The organism is Janthinobacterium paucivorans (genome assembly GCF_051380805.1).
Taxonomy (GTDB): Bacteria; Pseudomonadota; Gammaproteobacteria; order Burkholderiales; family Burkholderiaceae_D; genus Janthinobacterium; species Janthinobacterium lividum_D.
Genome location: NZ_JBNYXR010000005.1, coordinates 119,770 through 140,488, shown reverse-complemented (window position 1 = coordinate 140,488; position 20,719 = coordinate 119,770). Strand labels below are relative to the sequence as shown.

17 protein-coding genes and 1 other RNA gene are annotated in these 20,719 nt (G+C 60.6%); 10 read left to right on the top strand and 8 right to left on the bottom strand.

The features are described from left to right. Window positions 1-12: 12 nt before the first annotated feature. Window positions 13-2,712, bottom strand: a complete 2,700-nt coding sequence (gene gyrA, locus ACQ4V8_RS08180) for a DNA gyrase subunit A (protein WP_070345614.1) — start codon at window positions 2,710-2,712, stop codon at window positions 13-15. A gap of 658 nt (window positions 2,713-3,370) precedes the next feature. On the opposite strand from gyrA, the gene ompA reads away from it, so the two are divergent. The 7 genes from ompA (at window position 3,371) to ACQ4V8_RS08145 (ending at window position 9,932) form a co-directional block, all read left to right on the top strand. Beyond that, a complete protein-coding gene (ompA, locus tag ACQ4V8_RS08175; protein WP_010395691.1) occupies window positions 3,371-4,087 on the top strand; it encodes an outer membrane protein OmpA in 717 nt (238 codons plus the stop codon). Window positions 4,088-4,215: 128 nt separating this feature from the next. Beyond that, window positions 4,216-4,911: a bifunctional 2-polyprenyl-6-hydroxyphenol methylase/3-demethylubiquinol 3-O-methyltransferase UbiG gene (gene ubiG / locus ACQ4V8_RS08170; protein WP_029496225.1), complete on the top strand. Its 696-nt coding sequence runs from the start codon at window positions 4,216-4,218 to the stop codon at window positions 4,909-4,911. Window positions 4,912-4,979: 68 nt separating this feature from the next. Continuing rightward, window positions 4,980-5,684, top strand: a complete 705-nt coding sequence (locus tag ACQ4V8_RS08165) for an HAD family hydrolase (protein WP_010395687.1) — start codon at window positions 4,980-4,982, stop codon at window positions 5,682-5,684. A gap of 116 nt (window positions 5,685-5,800) precedes the next feature. Beyond that, window positions 5,801-6,161, top strand: a transfer-messenger RNA (tmRNA) gene (gene ssrA / locus ACQ4V8_RS08160). Between the two features lie 431 nt (window positions 6,162-6,592). Continuing rightward, window positions 6,593-7,048, top strand: coding sequence for a fasciclin domain-containing protein (locus ACQ4V8_RS08155; protein WP_010395685.1), 456 nt, complete (start codon window positions 6,593-6,595; stop codon window positions 7,046-7,048). 643 nt (window positions 7,049-7,691) lie between these two features. Then, window positions 7,692-7,994, top strand: a complete 303-nt coding sequence (locus tag ACQ4V8_RS08150) for a hypothetical protein (RefSeq protein ID WP_010395683.1) — start codon at window positions 7,692-7,694, stop codon at window positions 7,992-7,994. Between the two features lie 339 nt (window positions 7,995-8,333). Further along, complete coding sequence (locus ACQ4V8_RS08145) at window positions 8,334-9,932, top strand: methyl-accepting chemotaxis protein (protein WP_436571214.1); 1,599 nt, start codon at window positions 8,334-8,336, stop codon at window positions 9,930-9,932. A gap of 393 nt (window positions 9,933-10,325) precedes the next feature. Here ACQ4V8_RS08145 and ACQ4V8_RS08140 read toward each other — a convergent pair whose 3' ends face one another. From ACQ4V8_RS08140 to ACQ4V8_RS08125, 4 genes are all read right to left on the bottom strand, one after another. After that, on the bottom strand, window positions 10,326-10,571 hold the full coding sequence (locus ACQ4V8_RS08140; RefSeq protein WP_010395679.1) for a hypothetical protein: 246 nt from the start codon (window positions 10,569-10,571) through the stop codon (window positions 10,326-10,328). Between the two features lie 175 nt (window positions 10,572-10,746). Continuing rightward, the gene (locus ACQ4V8_RS08135; protein ID WP_436571213.1) at window positions 10,747-12,192 is read right to left on the bottom strand and encodes an ATPase domain-containing protein; all 1,446 of its coding nucleotides are present in this window, start codon (window positions 12,190-12,192) and stop codon (window positions 10,747-10,749) included. Beyond that, the gene (locus tag ACQ4V8_RS08130) at window positions 12,189-12,605 is read right to left on the bottom strand and encodes a hypothetical protein (protein WP_010395675.1); all 417 of its coding nucleotides are present in this window, start codon (window positions 12,603-12,605) and stop codon (window positions 12,189-12,191) included. The genes ACQ4V8_RS08135 and ACQ4V8_RS08130 overlap by 4 nt, the downstream gene beginning before the upstream one ends. A 72-nt stretch (window positions 12,606-12,677) precedes the next feature. Then, window positions 12,678-14,045: a hybrid sensor histidine kinase/response regulator gene (locus ACQ4V8_RS08125; protein ID WP_436571212.1), complete on the bottom strand. Its 1,368-nt coding sequence runs from the start codon at window positions 14,043-14,045 to the stop codon at window positions 12,678-12,680. Between the two features lie 687 nt (window positions 14,046-14,732). Here ACQ4V8_RS08125 and ACQ4V8_RS08120 point away from each other — a divergent pair. After that, a complete protein-coding gene (locus tag ACQ4V8_RS08120; protein ID WP_436571211.1) occupies window positions 14,733-15,761 on the top strand; it encodes an SMP-30/gluconolactonase/LRE family protein in 1,029 nt (342 codons plus the stop codon). Here the strand turns inward: ACQ4V8_RS08120 and ACQ4V8_RS08115 are convergent. After that, window positions 15,748-16,815: an SDR family oxidoreductase gene (locus ACQ4V8_RS08115; protein ID WP_436571210.1), complete on the bottom strand. Its 1,068-nt coding sequence runs from the start codon at window positions 16,813-16,815 to the stop codon at window positions 15,748-15,750. The genes ACQ4V8_RS08120 and ACQ4V8_RS08115 overlap by 14 nt on opposite strands. A 97-nt stretch (window positions 16,816-16,912) precedes the next feature. On the opposite strand from ACQ4V8_RS08115, the gene ACQ4V8_RS08110 reads away from it, so the two are divergent. Together ACQ4V8_RS08110 and ACQ4V8_RS08105 are read left to right on the top strand one after the other, a co-directional pair. Then, window positions 16,913-17,827 (top strand): LysR family transcriptional regulator, encoded by a 915-nt coding sequence (locus ACQ4V8_RS08110; protein ID WP_010395666.1) that lies wholly within the window; start codon window positions 16,913-16,915, stop codon window positions 17,825-17,827. A 78-nt stretch (window positions 17,828-17,905) separates the two neighbouring features. Further along, window positions 17,906-18,940: a MerR family transcriptional regulator gene (locus ACQ4V8_RS08105; protein WP_070345618.1), complete on the top strand. Its 1,035-nt coding sequence runs from the start codon at window positions 17,906-17,908 to the stop codon at window positions 18,938-18,940. 79 nt (window positions 18,941-19,019) lie between these two features. Here the strand turns inward: ACQ4V8_RS08105 and ACQ4V8_RS08100 are convergent, their stop codons facing one another. Both ACQ4V8_RS08100 and ACQ4V8_RS08095 read right to left on the bottom strand, forming a co-directional pair. After that, the gene (locus ACQ4V8_RS08100; RefSeq protein ID WP_436571209.1) at window positions 19,020-20,252 is read right to left on the bottom strand and encodes a D-amino acid dehydrogenase; all 1,233 of its coding nucleotides are present in this window, start codon (window positions 20,250-20,252) and stop codon (window positions 19,020-19,022) included. Further along, entirely contained in the window at window positions 20,249-20,701 is a 453-nt protein-coding gene (locus tag ACQ4V8_RS08095; RefSeq protein WP_010395659.1) for a winged helix-turn-helix transcriptional regulator, read from the bottom strand. Before ACQ4V8_RS08095 ends, ACQ4V8_RS08100 begins: the two co-directional genes overlap by 4 nt. Window positions 20,702-20,719: the final 18 nt, after the last annotated feature.

Sequence of the window (20,719 nt, the reverse complement as noted above, 5' to 3'; positions counted from 1 at the left end):
GCCCCAATCATCTTACTCCGGCTGGGCCGGGTCGACCGGATCGACCGCAGCCGGATCGGCTGGTTCAGCCGCTACCGGCGCAGCGGCGGCTTCCAGGCCCGCCTCCGTCGTCAGCTCGACTTCGTCGATATCGGTTTCCACCACGCGCTGAAGGCCGGACAGCTTGGTGCCGTCTTCCACTGCGATCAGGGTTACGCCCTGCGTCGCGCGGCCCATCTCGCGGATTTCCGACACGCGAGTACGGATCAACACGCCACCGGTGGTGATCAGCATGATTTCATCGCTGGTATTGACCAGGGTCGCGGCAACCACTCTACCGTTGCGCTCGCTGGTCTGGATGGCGATCATGCCTTTCGTGCCACGTCCGTGGCGCGTGTACTCGGTGATCGGCGTACGCTTGCCGTAGCCGTTTTCGGTTGCCGTCAGCACCGACTGCTGCTCGTTCTCGGCCACCAGCAGGGCGATCACGTGCTGACCTTCTTCCAGGTTCATGCCGCGCACGCCGCGTGCCGTGCGGCCCATCGGACGCACATCGTTTTCATCGAAGCGCACTGCCTTGCCCGAATCGGAGAACAGCATCACGTCGTGCTGGCCGTCGGTCAGCGCCGCGCCGATCAGGAAGTCGCCGTCGTCCAGGTCGACCGCGATGATGCCGGCCTTGCGTGGATTGCTGAAGTCCTTCAGCGGCGTCTTCTTGACGGTGCCCAGGCTGGTCGACATGAACACGTAATGGTCTTCCGGGAACGTGCGGTTCTCGCCCGACAGCGGCAGGATCACGGTGATCTTTTCGTTGTCCTGCAGCGGGAACATGTTGACGATCGGCTTGCCGCGCGAATTGCGCGAGCCTTGCGGCACTTCCCATACCTTCAGCCAGTACATGCGGCCGCGATCCGAGAAGCACAGGATGTAATCGTGCGTGTTGGCGATGAACAGCTGGTCGATCCAGTCTTCCTCTTTGGTCGCCATGGCTTGCTTGCCGCGTCCGCCGCGCTTCTGCGCACGGTATTCGGAAATCGGCTGCGCTTTCATGTAGCCGGTGTGCGACAGGGTCACGACCATGTCTTGCGGCGTGATCAAGTCTTCCGTTTCCAGGTCGGTCGCATTGAGCTCGATCTGCGAGCGGCGCACGTCCTTGTTGCCGGCGCCGTATTCATTCTTCGCCGCTGTCATTTCATCGGTGATGATGACGGTAACGCGTTCCGGCTTGGCCAGGATGTCGAGCAAGTCGGCGATATGTTCCATCACGTCTTTGTACTCGTTGACGATCTTATCCTGCTCCAGGCCGGTCAGGCGCTGCAGGCGCATCTGCAAAATTTCCTGCGCCTGGTCGTCCGACAGCTTGTACAGGCCATCTGCTTGCATGCCATAGTGCTTCGGCAGGTTTTCCGGACGGTAGGCATCGATGCCGCCCGGCGTCGTGCCGTCGCCCGTGCGGGCCAGCATTTCGCGCACCACGGACGAATCCCAGGCCTTGGCCATCAGCTCGACCTTGGCGATCGGCGGCGTCGGCGCGGCCTTGATGATGGCGATGAAGTCATCGATGTTGGCCAGCGCGACAGCCAGGCCTTCGAGCACATGGCCGCGTTCGCGCGCCTTGCGCAGTTCGAACACGGTGCGGCGCGTCACCACTTCGCGGCGGTGCGACAGGAAGCATTGCAGCATCTGCTTGAGGTTCAGCAACTTCGGCTGACCATCGACCAGGGCCACCATATTCATGCCGAAGGTGTCTTGCAACTGGGTCTGCTTGTACAGGTTGTTGAGTACCACTTCCGGCACTTCGCCCCGCTTCAGCTCGATCACCACGCGCATGCCCGACTTGTCGGATTCGTCGCGGATGTCGGAAATGCCATCGAGCTTCTTGTCACGCACGTTCTCGGCGATGCGTTCCAGCAAGGATTTCTTGTTGACCTGGAATGGCAGCTCGTCGACGATGATGGCGATGCGCCCGCCATCCTTGCCGTATTCTTCGAAGTGGGTCTTGGCGCGCATGACGACGCGGCCACGGCCGGTGCGGTAGCCGTCGCGTACGCCCGACACGCCATAGATGATGCCGGCGGTAGGGAAATCGGGAGCGGGAATGATTTCGATCAATTCATCGATCGTGCACTCGGGATTGCGCAGCACATGCAGCGCGCCATCGATGACTTCGGTGATGTTGTGTGGCGGAATGTTCGTCGCCATACCGACGGCGATACCGGACGAGCCATTGATCAGCAGATTCGGAATACGCGTCGGCAAGACCGTCGGTTCCTTTTCCTTGCCATCGTAGTTGGGCTGGAAATCGACGGTATCTTTGTCGATATCGGCCAGCAGTTCGCTGGCGATCTTGTCCAGGCGGCACTCGGTGTAACGCATTGCTGCGGCGCCATCGCCATCGACGGAACCGAAGTTACCCTGGCCATCGACAAGCATGTAGCGCAGCGAAAAATCTTGCGCCATGCGCACCAGTGTGTCGTAGATCGAGGCATCGCCGTGGGGATGGTATTTACCCATGGTTTCGCCGACCACGCGGGCGCACTTAACGTAAGGGCGATTCCACACGTTATTCATTTCATGCATCGCGAACAAGACGCGGCGGTGCACTGGCTTCAAGCCATCACGCGCATCGGGCAAGGCACGACCGACGATCACGCTCATGGCGTAATCGAGGTAACTCTTGCGCATCTCTTCTTCGAGGGAAATAGGAATTGTTTCTTTTGCGAATTGATCCATTGGCGGTTCGACTGATCTCAGGCTGTGGTTAACTTAATCTGTTACGCAATGTATGACGCAATACTGCATATCCTAGGCGGCTGTCGTCGTGGACGCCGCGCCGCGCGCTGCTGGCCCGGCCCGGCTTCCATGTCGCAGAGTGCCCGAGCAAATCGGCTGACACGCAGCACGGCGAGTAAGCGTACCGCAGGGGTACGTCCGGGCCATGCAGTGCCGCCGTGGGCATTTGCTCGACACTCTTAACAGTCAAGCACACGATTTTAGCATGCGCGCCCAGCTACCTGTACAAATTGGCCAGGCCGACAATCTTGTCAGATTGCACCGGGACCATGCACGCATGGCCTAGCGATAGTGCACAATGGCAACACCAGTTCAAGACACCAGCCCTTTAAAGTGGCAAAAAAAGTGATCAAATGTTACAGATCTGTTACAAACAGGCTATTTCGTTGCGCGAAAACAACGCGCAATCTAAAATCGAGCCAGCTTTGATTTAACCACGGTCGTGCGCCCTTGATGCGTGTGGCAAAATGGCTGAGAAGTTAATTGCTAGTTTCGCAATCTGAAACGAGCGCATATGGTCTACATGATAAAATCTTGGCACGTAGTACCAGTAGCGCAGTGTTGTTCTGCGGATATCACCCCCCGAAAGGAAAAAAGAATGAATAAATTTGTAACGCTGTTTTTCGCTGCATCCGCAGTGATTGCTGGCTCGGCTTCGGCCCAAACCCCAACCTCGGCACCATTCGCGCCAGTAACCACTGACATCAAGGCACCAAGCCCAAAAAGCGCTTACGTGCAAGATGCCCGCGGCGTGATCGTGCGCGATCCATTCGGTCTTTGCTGGCGCACCGGCTACTGGACACCTGCTGACGCGGTGCCAGGTTGCGACGTGCCACTGTGCGTAGCACCAGAAACCCTGCAAGATGGCAAATGCGTGGCCCCAGCAGCGCCAATCGCACCAGCAGCAGCACCGGCACCAGCCGTTGTCGTACCAGTACCAGTCGTTGTTGCTCCTACCTCGGAAAAAGTCAGCTTCGCTGCTGATGCATTCTTCGATTTCGACAAAGCCACGCTGAAGCCAGAAGGCAAAGCCAAGCTCGACGAGCTGAGCGCGCAACTGGGTGGCATCAACCTGGAGGTCATCATCGCTGTGGGTCACACCGACTCCGTCGGCACCGATGCTTACAACCAAAAACTGTCGGTACGTCGTGCTGATGCTGTCAAAGCCTACCTGGTCACCAAAGGCGTTGAAAGCAACCGCGTGTACACCGAAGGCAAAGGCGAGAAGCAAGCTGTTGCTGATAACAAAACTGCCGAAGGCCGTGCGAAAAACCGTCGCGTGGAAATCGAAGTTGTTGGTACCCGCAACAAGTAATAGCTGAGCCTCCCGGACTTGCCGCAAGTCGTCGCGCAAGTCAAGGACAGCAAGGAAAACCCCGCCAAGGCGGGGTTTTTTTTCGCCCGCAGATACCCGATTGTCAAAATGCCGCTATTATTCAATGTATGAACGCCGACCCTCTTGAAATCCAAAAATTCAGTGAGCTAGCCCACCGCTGGTGGGACCCCACTTCCGAGTTTCGTCCCTTGCACGAAATTAACCCCCTGCGCCTCGAATGGCTCAACGCGAAAGTACCGCTGGCCGGCAAGCGCGTGATCGACATCGGCTGCGGCGGCGGCATCCTGGCCGAAGCAATGGCACGCAAGGGTGCAGACGTGACGGGCATCGACCTGTCCGAGAAGGCCTTGAAAGTGGCCGACCTGCACAGCCTGGAATCGGGTGTCAAGGTACGCTACAAGCTCATTGCCGCCGAGGCCATGGCCGAAGAAGAGCCGGGCCAGTACGACGTCGTGACCTGCATGGAAATGCTTGAGCACGTGCCAGACCCCGCCGCCATCGTCAAGGCCTGCGCCACGCTGGTCAAGCCGGGCGGACACCTGTTCCTGTCGACCCTGAACCGCAATCCGAAAGCGTATCTGTTCGCCATCCTGGGCGCCGAGTACATTCTGCGCCTGCTGCCGAAAGGCACGCACGACTATGACAAATTCATCACCCCGGCCGAATTGTCGCACTACCTGCGCAGCGCCGGCCTGGACGTCAACAGCATGCGCGGCATGGGCTACAATCCGCTGACCAAGATTTACTCACTTAATAACAATACCAGCGTCAATTATTTGGTGGCTTGCACCCGGCCGCTGTAACCATCACGCACAATACAGGGCGGCTGCGGCCGCCATTTTTCATTCCTATTTGACACACTTTTCCCGCCATGACCACAGACCATCTGCCAGCCCCGCGCGCCATCCTGTTCGACCTCGACGGCACCCTGGCCGATACCGCGCCCGACCTGGCAGCGGCCATCAATCTGCTGCGCGCGCGCGCCGGCCTGGCGCCGACCCCGTATGCCATCCTGCGCCCCACTGCCTCGTCCGGCGCGCGCGGCATGATAGGCGCGTCGTATGGCGTGCAACCTGGCGAAAGCGACTATGAAGCCCTGAAAGAAGGCTTCCTGAGTAATTACGCAGCAGCCCTGGCCGTGGAAAGCCGTTTATTTGACGGCATCCCCGCCCTGCTCGACGGTTTGCAAGCGCTGGGCCTGGCCTGGGGCGTGGTCACCAACAAAGCGGCCCGCTTCACCGACCCACTGGTGGGACAGATCGGACTGGGCGCGGCCGGCTGCGTAATCTCGGGCGACACCATGGCGCACCCGAAGCCGCACCCTGCCCCCCTGCTGGAAGCGGCGCGCCGCCTGCAACTGGCGCCGGAAGACTGCTGGTACGTGGGCGACGACCTGCGCGACATCCAGGCCGGCCGCGCCGCCGGCATGCGCACGGTGGCCTGCGCCTGGGGCTACTGCGGCCCCGTCGAACCGCTGCACTGGAACGCCGACCATTTGCTGGACACGCCGCAAGCCTTGCTCGAGCTGGTGACTGGCGTAGTGAAGGCGGCGCAGGAGCGGCAACTGGCGGCTTGAACCAGGCCCCTGCCCGTAGTGCACGCCGGACTGCCCCATTAGACCAGCCCCCTTGCTTCGATAGCGCGAAAGCATCATGCAAGAGTGGGCAGATTGCGCTACAATGAAGGTTCTGTGGGGACGACCTGGTTTCGACGTGGGTTGCAAAGCAGCGCAGGGCATACCGAGGGCGGGCTACCTCGTAAATACAACCTGAAAAAACTTAACTGCAAACGATAACTCGTACGCACTGGCAGCTTAATTGCTGTTAGCTCTAGAACACCTCGTCCCTGGGGTGGGCCGTTAAAAGCTCTAGAGTCATTTACAGGGACTCGTCGTATGCTGGGTTACTTAGCGTCCGACTAAATAATAGGTAACTCGCTTGCCCATAACGTGCACATCCGTGCTGGCTGAGTTAAATTAAATGATAGTGCTAAGTATGTAGAACTGTCTGTAGAGTGCTTGCGGACGCGGGTTCGATTCCCGCCGTCTCCACCACTGGATAAAAAAGTAAGGGCCCCCGAGCGCAAGCGACGGGGCCCTTACTTTTTTATCCAACGACGAAACGGCCGGAACCGAATCCGCGTCCGGTACGGACGCGGGGCGCAGCGGGGAATTTGCCTCGCATGCGAGGCGCCCGCGCAGCGACGTTGCGCTGCAGCGCAACGGCTCCCCGATTCTTCTGACTGGCTCTTGCGCCGCAGGCGGTTTTTCCTAACAACAACATCAGCCGCTCAGGCTGTGTGCAAATGCCGGACCTGACCCTCGTTCCTTCTCGTTCCTTGCAAATGACGGACCTCGTTCCTTGCCGCCGTAAAATGAACGGTATAGACCAGCGCACAGTACGCCAACTAACGGACAAGATTCATATTTACCTATAGATTATGCACATGCGGGTTCGATACACCGTTCACTCAAAGGAGATTCACATGAAGAAGATCTTGATGGCAGCAGCTTTTACCATGGCTTTTGGCGCGGCAAGCGCAGCGGACATCGTCGACACCGCCAAATCGGCTGGCTCGTTCAACACGCTGGTGACCGCAGTGCAAGCGGCAGGTTTGGTCGACACGCTTAAAGGTCCGGGCCCGTTCACCGTGTTCGCGCCGACCGACGAAGCCTTCGCTAAGATTCCAAAGGCCAAGCTCGACGCGCTACTCAAGGACAAAGCCGCGCTGGCCAAAGTGCTAACCTACCACGTGGTGCCGGGTAAAGTGATGGCCGCCGACGTCAAGTCGGGCAAGGTCAAGACCGTGCAAGGCGAATCGCTGACCGTCACCGTCAAAGAGGGCAAAGTGATGGTCGACAAGGCCCACGTCACCAAGACCGACATCGTAGCCGACAACGGCGTGATCCACGTCATCGACACTGTCGTCATGCCTAAGTAAGTCTTAAAGTCTCGCAGATTGCTACGGGCTGGGTTTTGCGGATGCAGAACCGAGCCCTTTTTCGTTCAGCGTAACGCTGACGATGTCCAAAGCGCCGTGCTGCCGGATGGCTGATGCATCACTCGGTCGGGATCGCGCCCTTGTTCGCGGCGAGGCAATGGTAGCGACCATCATCACGCCATACTGCGCGTAGATGGTATCGGCGACCGCTGCCAGCGCGAACAACAGCCAGGCGCCTCGCGCTCTTGGAGGCGCTCGGCAAACGGGAAAGACCGTAGCCTACCCCAGAACCGTACATCAATAATACATTTAGCTAATTGCCAAAATGCCGGGCCGGACATGAATCGAATTGTCTCTGCTGCACTCACTTACAGTAGAAAGGTCAGCTAGACCAGTCGCGTATCGCCCTTCCCGGCACGCGGCCTTATGTGCCATTCGCCACGACCGCTTTTAGCCGGCTGCGGTCGATGCAAGCCGCTGGAGCTGCGCCGCAGGCGGTTTTTCCTAGCAACGACATCAGCCGCTCAGGTCGTGTCAGGATGACGGACCTGGCCCTACCCGCTAAAATCTACCGGCTGACCATCATGCAACATTCGAGGCCAATGATATAGTGGCGGAAATGTATACACTGAAGGGAACTACCATGAAAAACGACGCAAGCGCTCGCCCGCAGGCAAGCCAAACACCTGCCAGGCTCAGCAAAGGGGACTTCGTCACCGCACTGCGCAAACAGCTGCAAGAAGCAGGAAAGACCGGCGAAACCAGCGTGGACGTACGCGCTGCGACCCTGCATACCGACGTTGGCGTTTATCCCGCGCGCGGCCACTCGATGCCGACCTGTTGCACGGTGATGTATGAAGAGATGCTGCCCGGTGACGAGATACTGCTGACGCCACCCGGCGGCAAAGGACCGACGCTGTTGGTCAGGTATAAATTGCCGCGCTGAAAATCGCGGTCTGAAGTTAGTGGTGGCGATTGAGCGCGCTAATCGGCTCTGTGCGCTTCCGCCCTAAGCAGGTGTTCGCTTCGCCAAGGCGTCCCCTGCTGCTATTGTTCTGTTATTGCGGTGTGATGTGCCGTGGAACACCGGTTAAATTGGGAGGTAATGAATTCTGTGCAAACGGGCTTTCGTTCCAGTCGTGGGCCTTCCAATGCGCGCATGTTAAGAACATTTTCTAGGGAAACATTTTTCAACATCAACAGGCACATAATCGACACTTTACCAGCGCAGTGAAGGCCCATCGTTCCTGCGCGCCCTGATCAATTTCTACAATAGGATAAGCCAGTGCTCGCCCTCAATTCATTCCTTGAAATCAATTATCGCCGCGCCGACAGGCTGATGTTGTGCGTACTGTGGGGCCTGTTCATCGCAGCCCTGGGACTGGCTAGCTTGCACGACACCCTGAAATGGGCGCTGTTCGCCGGGCTGCCTACCGTCCTGATCGCGTCGGCCTTGGTACTGTACGCTGGCGGGACAAGGCTCACTCGGCAGTTTATCGGCGCCGCGCTGATGATCATGGCTGCATTACATATCCACCAGGCAGCAGGCATGACCGAGGCCCATTTCGGCATTTTTGTGCTGCTCGCTTTTCTCCTGTGCTATCGCGACTGGTCCGTGATCGTGGTCGCGGCAGCGGTCATTGCAGCGCATCATTTGAGCTTCAATTATTTGCAGGAACTCGGTTACGGCGTGCGTTGCCTGACACAGCCGGCAACCGGCCTCATCCTCATCCATGCCTTCTATGTCGTGGCTGAATCGAGCGTCTTGTGCTACATCGCCGTCATGCTGCACCGCGATGCCATCCAGGCTGCCGAACTGACGATTAGTGTTGCCACCTTGACCGGTGGCGACGACGGCACTGTCGATCTGCGCATGGCGGCCCAGCCGGCGCAAAGCGCCAGCGCCAAACTGCTGCAAGGGGCGGTGCAGCGTATGCACGGGGCGATGGCTGGTGTGCAGCAAGGTGTCGAGATCATCGTCGTTGCGAGCCGCGAGATCGCCAACGGCAACCTGGACCTCTCCGCGCGCACCGAACAGCAAGCGAGCTCGCTGGAGGAAACCGCCGCGTCGATGGAAGAACTCACCTCCAATGTCAAGCAGAACAGCGACAACGCACGCCAGGCCAATCGTTTGGCCATCTCCGCCTCCGGCGTCGCTGTCCAGGGCGGTACCGTGATGACGGAGATGATCGAGACGATGGCCTCGATCAATGCTTCGGCCAGAAAGATTGTCGACATCATCGGCGTGATCGACGGTATTGCGTTCCAGACCAACATCCTTGCGCTCAACGCGGCGGTCGAAGCGGCAAGAGCCGGCGAACAGGGGCGCGGCTTTGCGGTCGTTGCGTCCGAAGTGCGCAACCTGGCACAGCGCTCCGCTATTGCATCGAAAGAAATCAAACTGCTGATTGGGGACTCGGTTGAAAAAGTCGAGGCTGGAAGCAAGCTGGTCAGCCAAGCAGGCACCACCATGGAAGAGATCGTGGCCAGCGTCAAACTGGTCACCGACATCATGGACGAGATCAGCACGGCGGGCCAGGAACAGGAAGCCAGCATCTTGCAAATCAACCAGGCAATCACCGAGATGGACACAGTGACGCAGCAAAACGCCGCCCTAGTCGAGCAAGCCGCTGCTGCCGCCGAGTCACTGCAAGACCAGGCCGGAAATCTTGAGCAGGTGGTGCAGGTATTCAGGCTCGATCGCGTGCCCGCTGCGGCTGCAGCATCGCCAGCCGTGCGGCAACGTGCAAAGCCAAGCCCGGCCAGCGCTGCCCTCCAAACGAAGAAACCCGTTCCGGTGCGCATTGCGGCGCAGCGCCCGCCAGTGCCGCCGGCGGCGGCAAAGCCACGCGCGTCGTTATCCGATGACTGGGAACAATTCTAGCCTCGTCAGCGGTAGCTGCATTTTGTGGGATAAACACATATTGAAATTTTTCCAGGCGGCACTCTGGCCCAGGGACAGATCTTCAATACTGATCCTGTCAACTTAGCTTATGCCCTGCAGGCGCAGACTCGCCAAAGGCAAATCTGCTGCTCTTGGTCATGCGGCTTTGGTGCAATTTGAACCGGCTTTGATTGGCGAACGACAGCGAAAAGGGAACGCACAGGCCATGCAGGCAAGCTCGTGCACGCCTGAGCGCGACGGCTACGTAGGCTACTCCGGCGTCAATGCGCGCAGCGGCAATCGCATCGCGTGAGCGGTTTGTTAGCACGGCTTTGCCTGGCGCCGTCAGACGGCGCCAGGCTAGGCGCGTTAGCGTCTTATCGCCCTGTCGCCCTATCGCCGGCTCAACGGTACATACTCGCCCGGCAAGCTGGCCGCTTCCAGCGCATCGGCAAAGGCCAGCAAGAACTTCGCCTGGCCATGTTCCGACACCAGCAAGGAGGCGCCCTTGTGGCGCAGCAGAGTCAACACTTCCTGCTGATGCTCCTGGTATTGCTGCGAATGGCCATAGAAGGTCTGATACATTTCCAGCGTTTCCATGGCCTTCGCGGCCAGGATAAATTCGGGTTTTTCCATCATATCTCCTCTTGATCGGCTCGGAAACACGGAAGACGCATCCTCCGTCCCCTCTGGTGACAGCCAGCGCCAGCGGCATGGCTGCAGTTTCATCATACGCTTTTACTCAGCTGTCACCAACCGCCCGCGCCCAAGAGCCTACGCCAGTAAATAAATGCACCCACTGGTGGCATCGCCTCTAAGCCCGGTACGGCTCGCCCGACAGGATGCCCTGGTACTGGCTAAGCGTGCTGCCAATCTTCAGTCCCCCGGCATCGATATCGTAGAAACGGATATCCTTGCTGTGACCGCTACCGCGCACCTTCACTACCGATACCACGCGCTTGAACTGGCCTTCGAGCTCGATATAACGCTGCATGACGATGGCGTCGGCGAGGAAGGCATTGCCGTAGGAACTAAAGCGCAGCATGGTGTACTGGTCTTCCAGTTCGGCCGTCATCAGCACCGACACGCCCATGTCCGTCAAGGTCGCGACCAGGCGGTACAGCGATTCGCGGAAATCCTCGCGGAACATGGAGGCGAGCGCCATTTCAAAGCCGGACAGCGAATCGATGACCACGCGCTTGGCCTTCATGCGGGTAATCATGCTCACCAAGTCATGCAAGACTTCATCGAGCGACAGATCGAGCGTGCGCGTGTTGATCACGCCGACCTGGCCGGAGCTGACGAGCGTATTCATATGGTAGCTGCGCAGCTGGTTCGGGCTCTTCTCGAAAGCGGCAATCACGCCAGGCTCGCCGCAGCGCACGCCCTCGGTGAGAAATTGCGTGGCCAGCACGGTCTTGCCAGAACCGGATGGTCCCACCAGCAGCAGCGAATAGCCGGCCGGCAAGCCACCGCCCAGCATGACGTCGAGTTCCGGCACGCCCAGCGACAGGCGCTCATTACCGGAAATCGCGCCCCCTTCCATGCCGCTGTTCTTGAGCACGGCGCGGGGAAAGATTTCCACCCCATCGTCATTGATGCGGAAGGTGTGCACGCCCAGGCTTTGCGCCTGACCGCGCATCTTGACCACCTGGATCTTGCGCACCATGGCATCGCGATGCACCAGCTGTGACAGCCACAGGATGCCGTCGGCGACCGTAAACACAGGGCTGGACTCGGCCTCGGGCGCCAGGTATTCACCGATCAGGAAGGTCGTGGCCAGCCAACTGGTCATTTGCGTGCCCAACTGCTGCACGAAATGCTGCAAGCCGGCAGCGCCCGCATCCATGGCCTTCGCCGATTGCACCACGGAGCGGAAGGAATCGACGAACACCAAGCTAGGCGAGAATGCCTCGACCTCTTCGGCGATGCGCACCAGCACGCGGTCGAAATCGCCATCCAGCAAGTCCGCCGACAGATTGACGAACTTGATCGACTGGTTGATCTTGTCCACATCGAAGAAGGGAAACTGCTGCTGATAGCGCAGCATCTTCAGCGGTGGCTCGCCCAGGACCGTAAAAAACAACGCCTTGCGCTCCGGCGTGGCGAGGGAAAACATGATCTGGTGCGCCAGCGTCGTCTTGCCGCTGCCGGGCGTGCCCGCCAGCAGGTTAAAAGAGAATTCCGGTATTCCGCCGCCCAGCAGTTCGTCCAAGCCCGGCACGCCAGTGGCCAGGCGTTGGATGGTAACTTTGTTCATTCGTTCGGCTCCGTTCCAGCATTATTCACAACGTCATCACCCCAGGCTTTGAGGAGGATGCTATTCGTTAAGAGTTCGCCAATTAATAAAATAAGGGTGTTGATAAAGTGCATCAACATCGCCGTGCTTGCCGCGCAAGCGACGCTGTCCGCCTGTCCTTGCAAGCTGGCGCGCAAGGCGGTCATGGCGGCATCCAGTGCTTGCGGCGAATGGGGCGTCAACCAGCTGAACTGTTTCTGACTCTGGTGCAGACTGCGGGCATACATCGACTCCACGCCGCGCTCACCAATGATTTGATTCAATTCAGCGGCCAGTTGCTCCCACAGGCGAATACTGACGTCTACCACCACACCTGGGTCGCGTAACAGCGCGCGCTCTATCCTGCGCTGCCGCTGTGCATGGGCTGTGGCCATAATCGGATCTTTTCTCTGCGGTTTTCGGTACTTGGACCATGTTAAACAAAAGCATCAGGATTTCCTCGCCCATCAGCGGGGAACCGTTGCCGTGATTATTTTCGACAAAGCGTCGATATTGATAGGCTTAACCAGATAATGGTCAAACCCTGCCTCGCCAGCGCGGTCGTACTCGCCAAGCTGGCTGTAGCCCGATGCAGCGACAAAGCATGGCAGTGGCGGCAACAACGCCGCGCGTGCCGCACTGATGAGCTGAAAACCATCCATGCCAGGCAAGCCGATATCGCATACGATGACATCGTAGGGCGCATCGAGCGCGGCGCGCAAGCCGCTGGGGCCATCATTGCGCACGTCGACATGGTGGCCGTCCTGCGTCAGCAGCAGCGCCAGCATTTCGGCCGCATCGGCGTTATCCTCGATCAGCAATACGCGGCGTGGCAGTGCGCACGCCGCAGCTTGCGTGTGCATGTCTTGCGACGGCAGCGCCAGCGAGGACAAGGGCAGCTGCAAGACAAACTGGCTGCCGAAGCCAACCCCAGCACTGAACACATCCACGGTACCGCCATGCAACTGGGTGATGATGCGCACCAGCGACAGGCCGATGCCCAAGCCTCCCTGCGCCCGCTCCAGCGAACGGTAGCCCTGGGTAAACAGGTCGAAGATGAAGGGCTGGATATCGAGAGCGATGCCGGCGCCGTCGTCGCTGACGGTAATTTCCACCACATCATCGCGGCGCCTGACGACGATGTCAATGTGGCCAAACTCGTGCGTAAATTTGCTGGCATTGATGAGCAAGTTGGCAAACACTTGCGTCAGGCGCACCAGATCGCCTTCGATGACCAGCGCTTCTTTCGGCATGCTCACGCTCAGCACTTGCTGACGCTGGCTGATGCTGGCCTGGCCCACTTCCACGGCACTGGCGATAATTTCGCTTAGCGCGATGGGTGCCAGCTGCAAGGTGATCTTCCCGCTGCTGACGCGCGAGGCATCGAGCAAGTCGCCGATCAGGCGCGCCATGTGCGCCACCTGGCGGCCGATCACGCCATGCACATGCGCCAGTTGGGGGTCGAGGTCGACCTTTTTAGCCAGCAAGTCATTGGCCATCGCCAGCGGCTGCAAGGGGTTGCGCAATTCATGCGCAAGCATGGCCAGGAATTCCGTCTGGCGCAAGGTCGTCGCTTCGGCCGAAGCTTGCATATCCTGCGCGCCAAACGTCGCCAGTACCAGATTTTGATTGGCTTCGCGCAACTGCTTGATCAATGGGCCAAAGGTGTCGGATTGATCCTTTTCCTGCACCTGCATCTTGGCCATGATCAACAATTGATTGATTGTGTCGCGCAGCAGCTTGACTTCGCGGCTATGCGAGGCATGCAGAGTTTGCTCGGAGGTCAACTGCTGGGGCGCATCATCAGGATCGGGCGAGAGTGCTGTGTGGTGCATGGTAACGATGTACGGCTTGTGAGGGCCGGCCTCAAGGACAACTCTTCGTTCCGCAGCGTTCACTCAGACATCGCCGCGCACGCCAGCTCTATTGCTGCCTACGGTGTATTACATTCTCATTTAGCACAATACTCTAAAATACAAGTATGCGACTACTTATCGTCAACGGTGCGCATGGGCAGCACGTCATTGGCGAACTGCCCCCCATGGCCAAGGCCGATTGCTAGGCCGCGTACTGCGTGCCGCGTGCTGCATTTTTCCAGACTGGCTTGCCGGACATCGTCAAAGCCACACTTACTCAGCACCAACTGTCCCTGCCAGCAACCCTCGGGAGATTCGCAGGCATGGGCCGAGCCCGGGAACCCATCATAGATGGTGGGATTCGCCTACGACAGCGGGTCTGCGCGGCATTGCCAGCGCCACCGTGAACAAGCCCCAAGGCTGCTACTGCAGTATAGGCGGCCCCAGTGTAACCGCAATGCGGCGTGAATTTTCATTTAAATCAACTACATGCGCCTCAGGCCGCCGCAAGGGTAGCGCGCGCATGGGCAGCGGTCGGCATCGCGTGCAAAATATGGCCCCTCGATACCCTTGCCTGCATTACTCCATGGTTCACATAGACCAGGGATCGCCGCAGCCAGTACGCGTCGGGTAACATGGGCCACCGTTGCTATACAGAGATCCATCATGCCCGATTCCCGAACCACCCTGCGCTGGCTGCGCAGCGCCGTGATAGCCACCGCGCTGCTCAATCTGTCCGCCTGCGCCAGCGCGCCCGCGCACGAAGCGCTGTTCCTCACCACCACCTTCACGCCCGCACATTCCTTTACCAAGGGCATCGAAGGCCCGGCCGTGGATGCGGATGGCAATATCTATGCCGTCAACTTTGCGCGCCAGCAAACCATCGGCAAGGTGCGCCCCGATGGCAGCGGCGAAGTGTGGCTGAGCCTGCCCGGCACCAGCATCGCCAACGGCATCCGCTTCGGCAGCCGGGGCCAGATGTATCTGGCCGACTATGTCGAGCACACGATCTACCGGGTGGACCCGGCCACGCGCGCGCTGTCCATCCACGCGCGCGAGCCGCGCATGACGCAGCCGAACGATATCGCCATCACTGCCGATGACGTGCTGTATGCGAGCGACCCGAACTGGAAAGAAAACACGGGCCGCGTGTGGCGCATCGCGGCCGATGGCACGGTGACACTGGCGCTCGATACCATGGGGACGGCCAACGGCATCGAAGTGAGCCCGGACGGCAAGATGTTGTATGTCAATGAAAGCGTGCAGCGCAATATCTGGATGTATGACATCGCCGCAGACGGCAGCCTGAGTGGCAAGCGATTGCTGATCAAGTTTGACGATTTCGGCATGGATGGCATGCGCGTGGACGTCGACGGCAACCTGTACGTGACGCGCTACGGCAAGGGCAGCGTGGTCAAACTGTCGCCGCAGGGGCGCATCCTGCGCGAGATCAGCGTGCCCGGCGCCAAGCCCAGCAACATCAGCTTCGGCGGCCCCGATGGCCGCACGGCGTATGTGACGGAAGTGGTGCAGGGACGCCTGCTGCAATTTCGTGTCGACCGCCCGGGCCTGGAATGGCAGCGGGCGCAGCAGCATAAAACAAATGCGGAAAATGCGGCGAATGCGGCGGCGGCAGCAGCAGCAGCAGCAGCGGCGCCACCGCCTGCCGCGACGAACAAGGTCAGCGGGGAATGATGCGCTGCGCCTTCAACTTCTCGAACAGATTGCAGAAGGCATCGGGTGTATCCTGGTAGTCAAGAAAGCCCGCCTTGCGGCTCTTGCCCATGTCCGTCATCACTTCCATCGGCCGTCCCAGGTCGGCATCCGTATGCCACCAGGAAGCGAGACGGCTGATATCCGTTTCCACCAGATCATGCTGCTGCGCGATGGCACGCCATTGTGCAGGCGCATCGTGCATGCGCCCGGCCAGTGGCGCCATGGCCTCCGGCAAGTCCGCCGCTGCCACGCCAAAGTACGCTGCCAGACGGGGCCACAGCCACTTCCAGCGAAACACGTCGCCATTGACGATATTGAAGTCCTCGTTGCGCGCGGCCGGGCTGTGCGCCGCCCACGCCAGGTGGCGCGCGATCTGGCCAGCGTCCGTCATGTCGGACAGGCCATGCCACTGTGCGGATGAACCGGGAAACACAAAAGGCTGGCCGCTGGCCTTGCACAGGCTGGCATACACGGCCAGAGTCAAGCCCATGTTCATGGCATTGCCCAGCGCATAGCCGATGATGGTGTGCGGGCGGTGCACGCTCCACGTAAAGCCATAGCGTGTGGCCGCTTCGAACAAACGGTCTTCCTGTGCATAGTAAAAATTCTCGACCTCCTGGCGGCCCTGCTCTTCGCGCAGCGGCGTGACGGGTACGCTGCCCTTTGCATACGCGTCGAACGGCCCCAGGTAATGCTTGAGGCCAGTCACCAGCGCCGCATGGCGCAAGTGGCCCTTCGGACCCAGCGCTGCCAGCACGTTGGCCACCATGGCGCCATTGACGCGGATATTTTCCTGCTCGTTGTCCTGGCGCGCCCAGGCCGTGAAGAAGACGTGGCTGACGTCCAGGCCCGCCAGCGCAGTGACCACGGCGGCGCCATCGGTCGCATCGAGTTGCAACGATACGCAACCGGCAGGCACGGGCGTGCGGCCGCGCGAGACGCCCGTCACCTGCCAGCCTTGCGCCAGCAAATGCGTGGCCAAGTTGCTGCCGATGACGCCGCTGGCGCCGATGATGAGGGCGTGTTTTTGCATGAGAGAGTAGCTCCAAAAGAAAAAATCATCATATACGCGACATCAATTCTGATCCGCGATACTATTTCATCTTATTCATGAATAAAATTCTCGAATCATGTTTTCATCGGAACATTTAAAGGGCCTCACGCCCTTCCTCGCCACGGCCGACGCGGGCAGTTTTACCAAGGCGGCCGAGCGCCTGCACCTGAGCAGTTCGGCCGTCAGCAAGAGTGTGGCGCGCCTGGAAGAACGGCTGGGCGTGCTGCTGTTCGAGCGCAGCACGCGCCGGCTGAAACTGAGCGATGCTGGGCGCGCCTACTACGCCACCTGCAAGCGCGTGCTGCAAGAACTGGCCGATGCGCAAGACGTCCTGGCCGAACACGCGACAGAACTGGCGGGCAAGGTGCGCATCGGCGTGCCGGCCTCGTATGGCCGTCTGCGCGTGATGCCCGCGCTGCTCGACCTGTGCGCGCAATATCCGCGCTTGCAGCCGTCGATCGCCTTCAGCGACCGCTTCGTCGACCTGTTCGAGGAGCGCATCGATATCGCCGTGCGCATCGGCGCACCCTCGCACTGGCCAGCTGCGCTGGGGCAAATGCACTTAGGCGACGAACAGCTGATCCTGTGCGCGGCGCCCGCCTACCTGGCGCGGCGCGGCACACCCACCTGCATCGCCGATCTCGATGGCCACGACTGCATCGCCTACGGGCGCGGCGACGCTTCGCCCATGCCATGGCTGTTCCCAGGCCATGACAAGGGCGCGCAGGTCGAATACCGGCTGGCGTCGCCCCGCATGACGCTGGGCGACGCGCAAGCGCGCACCGCCGCCGTGCTGGCGGGCTTGGGCGTGGCGCAGCTGGCCACCTGGCTGGTGCAAGAATACCTGGCCACGGGCGCCATCGTGGAAGTGCTGCCGGCACTGGCCACGCCAGGCTTGCCGCTGTATCTGGCCTGGCCGCTGGCGCGCCAGCTAAGGCCCAAGACCGGCACCCTGCTGCAGGAACTGCGCCAGCGGCTGACGATCGATTGACTCCATTGAACATTTCGCTTGACCCTGACGCTGCGTCAGGGTCGATGCTGTCTGTACGCGCCAAACAAGGAGCAAGCCATGCTATTGAAAATCGGTGAACTGGCCAGGCTCACGGGCCTGACTATCCGCACCCTGCACCACTACGACAGCATCGGCCTGCTCTCGCCTTCGACGCGCACGCCCGCTGGTTACCGCCTGTACCAGCACGGCGACATGGACCGATTGCACCGGATCATGGCGCTGCGCAAGTTCGGGCTGTCGCTGGCCGAGATCGCCAACGCACTCGCCGGGCCGGAGCTGCCTTTAAGCACCATCGTGGCGCAGCAGATCGCCATGCTGGAGCGCCAGATCGCACAGGCGTCCACCCTGCGCGCGCGCCTGTGCAGCTTGCAGACGCAACTGGCGCAAGGGCAAGCCCCGGAACTGGCCGATTGGCTCACCACGATGGAGTTGATGACCATGTACGATAAATACTTTAGCCCTGAAGAACTGCAACAACTACCGCTGCTATCGGACGCAGCCGTGGAACAGGAATGGAAAGCGCTGGTGGCAAGCGTGCGCGCACTGCAGGCGACGGGCGCCGCCCCCGGCGATGCCCAGGCACAGGCCCTGGCCACGCAATGGATGGTCAAGCTGGTGCGCGACACGGGCGCCCATCCCGGCCTGTTCGCGCGCCTGAACGACATGCACGCGCAGGAGCCGACCATGCAAGCGACGACCAGCGTCGATGCGCACTTGATGCAATTCATCATTGCCGCCTTCAATGCCTCGCGCATTGCGCTGTACCAGCCCTTCCTCAACGAGCAGGAATACGCATATCTGGCCGCCAACTACGGCAAGCGCTCGGGCGAGTGGCCGGCCCTGATCGCCGCCGTACGCGCGGCCATGGATGCGCGCACGCCACCCACCGATGCGGCCGTGCTGCAACTGGCGCGACAGTGGCTGGAGCTGTTCCGTTCATATGCGGGCACGGACCCGGCCACGCAGCACAAATTGCGCCAGGCGCACCAGCAGGAACCGCGTTTGATGGAAGGCAGCTTCGTCGACGCGGCCATGCTGCAATACCTGGGTGCGGCGATGGCCGTGGTGGCGCAGGAACGCCCCGGCGCATAGCTGAGGTGCAGCGCATCGTGCGCAGTGGAAGACGACAGCAAGGTAAGCTCCTTACTCACCGCCAAGGGCCGCGTCGCGCTCAGCGACTTGTTGCCGAAGAACTAGCCGCCACCGCCCTCGTCAGCAGCGTCGCCACCATCTCGGCCGTGGCGGCGGCCAGGGTCCAGCCCAGGTGGCCATGGCCGGTGTTGTAGTACACGCCGGGCGCCTTGCCTGGCCCCACTTTCGGCAGCATGGCGGGCAGCATGGGACGCAAGCCCGCCCACGGGACCACCTTGCGCGTATTGACGCCAGGAAAGCACTGCTCCACCCATTGCAATAGCGGACGGATGCGGTCGGCGCGAATGTCGTGGTTATCGCCATTGAATTCCGCCGTGCCCGCCACCCGCAACCGGTCCTCGCCGAGGCGGCTGCTGACCAGCTTGGTAGCGTCGTCGAGCAAGCTGACGCAAGGAGCCGCAGCACGGCTCGCTGCGTCATCAAGCTGCACGGTAATCGAATAACCTTTCACTGGATACACATTCACATGGTCGCCCAGCATTGCTGCCAGGGCACGACTGGCCGTGCCCGCACAAATGACGACGGCATCGAACAGGGTGCTATCCTCGCCCAGGCTGACGCGCACCTTGCCATGCTCGCGCGCCAGCGTCTTCACCTGCGCGCCGTAGCGGCAGGCCACGCCCAGGCGGACGCAGGCGTCGGCCAGGCCGCTGGTGAATTTGTGGATGTCGCCCGTGGAATCGCTGTCCGTGTAATAGCCGCCGTAAAAGTCGCCGGCCAGGGCCGGTTCAATGACGCGCATTTCAGCAAGCGTGACGGCGCGCCGCTGCAAGCCGCCCTGCGCCAGCAAGCGCGACACGCCGGCCGCCCGCTCGAAGCCACGCCGGTCCCGGTAGATATGCAAGATGCCGGCGCAGCGGTGATCGAAAGCGATGTTTTCAGCTTGCGCCCACGCAAACAGATGTTCGCGCGCGGCGATCGCCATGCGGACCGTGGCGATGGTGTTGCGTTCGTAGTGCGGCATGGCGGCGAGAAATTGCGCAAACCAGCTCAGCTTGTGCCAGCTGGGAGTCGGATTGAGCAGCAGCGGTGCATCGCGCCGCGCCATCCATGTCAAGGCCTTCCATAGCGTCGCCCTGTGGTTCCACACTTCCGCGTGCGAGGCCGATAATTGCCCGCCATTCGCATACGACGTTTCCATGCCGGCATAGCGGTGACGCTCGATCAAGGTCACGTCCACGCCCCGTTTCGCCAGCGCGTAAGCGGTGGTGACGCCCGTGATGCCAGCGCCGATGACGGCCACGCGCGTCATTCGGGCACCACCTTGTGCACGACGGTATCGCCCGCCTGCAAGACGCGTCCATCCTCGGCCAGCACGTCGATGCGACGCACGGGCAAGCCTGAACCGCGCTGCAGCAGGCTGGAATGGGCCTCCCCCGGCTCGAACAATTGCTCCTCGCTCCACTGGCGCAGGCCGACGACGACGGGAAACAGCGCCAGCCCTTTTTGCGTCAGCACATATTGCTGGTAGGCCGTGCCGTCCGAGGCGGGCGCGACCGTAAAAATGCCCTCTTCCACCAGCGTATGCAAGCGGTCGGCCAGGATGTTCTTCGCCACGCCCAGGCTTTTCTGGAATTCGCCAAACCTGCGCATGCCGTCGAAGGCGTCGCGCACGATCAGCAGCGACCAGCGCTCGCCGATGACGTCGAGCGCGCGCGCCACGGGACAGGGGTCGGTTTTCAGGCTTTTGCGCTTGGCCACAGGCAGTCTCCACGATTG

What these genes read in the sequence shown, in the direction of transcription:
- ubiG (WP_029496225.1), top strand. Translation starts at nt 4,216, where the DNA reads ATGAACGCCGACCCTCTTGAAATCCAAAAATTCAGTGAGCTAGCCCAC.
- ACQ4V8_RS08110 (WP_010395666.1), top strand. Translation starts at nt 16,913, where the DNA reads ATGTTTTCATCGGAACATTTAAAGGGCCTCACGCCCTTCCTCGCCACG.
- ACQ4V8_RS08140 (WP_010395679.1), bottom strand. Translation starts at nt 10,571, where the DNA reads ATGATGGAAAAACCCGAATTTATCCTGGCCGCGAAGGCCATGGAAACG.
- ACQ4V8_RS08115 (WP_436571210.1), bottom strand. Translation starts at nt 16,815, where the DNA reads ATGCAAAAACACGCCCTCATCATCGGCGCCAGCGGCGTCATCGGCAGC.
- ompA (WP_010395691.1), top strand. Translation starts at nt 3,371, where the DNA reads ATGAATAAATTTGTAACGCTGTTTTTCGCTGCATCCGCAGTGATTGCT.
- ACQ4V8_RS08150 (WP_010395683.1), top strand. Translation starts at nt 7,692, where the DNA reads ATGAAAAACGACGCAAGCGCTCGCCCGCAGGCAAGCCAAACACCTGCC.
- ACQ4V8_RS08135 (WP_436571213.1), bottom strand. Translation starts at nt 12,192, where the DNA reads ATGAACAAAGTTACCATCCAACGCCTGGCCACTGGCGTGCCGGGCTTG.
- ACQ4V8_RS08165 (WP_010395687.1), top strand. Translation starts at nt 4,980, where the DNA reads ATGACCACAGACCATCTGCCAGCCCCGCGCGCCATCCTGTTCGACCTC.
- ACQ4V8_RS08125 (WP_436571212.1), bottom strand. Translation starts at nt 14,045, where the DNA reads ATGCACCACACAGCACTCTCGCCCGATCCTGATGATGCGCCCCAGCAG.
- ACQ4V8_RS08130 (WP_010395675.1), bottom strand. Translation starts at nt 12,605, where the DNA reads ATGGCCACAGCCCATGCACAGCGGCAGCGCAGGATAGAGCGCGCGCTG.
- ACQ4V8_RS08120 (WP_436571211.1), top strand. Translation starts at nt 14,733, where the DNA reads ATGCCCGATTCCCGAACCACCCTGCGCTGGCTGCGCAGCGCCGTGATA.
- ACQ4V8_RS08155 (WP_010395685.1), top strand. Translation starts at nt 6,593, where the DNA reads ATGAAGAAGATCTTGATGGCAGCAGCTTTTACCATGGCTTTTGGCGCG.
- gyrA (WP_070345614.1), bottom strand. Translation starts at nt 2,712, where the DNA reads ATGGATCAATTCGCAAAAGAAACAATTCCTATTTCCCTCGAAGAAGAG.
- ACQ4V8_RS08100 (WP_436571209.1), bottom strand. Translation starts at nt 20,252, where the DNA reads ATGACGCGCGTGGCCGTCATCGGCGCTGGCATCACGGGCGTCACCACC.
- ACQ4V8_RS08105 (WP_070345618.1), top strand. Translation starts at nt 17,906, where the DNA reads ATGCTATTGAAAATCGGTGAACTGGCCAGGCTCACGGGCCTGACTATC.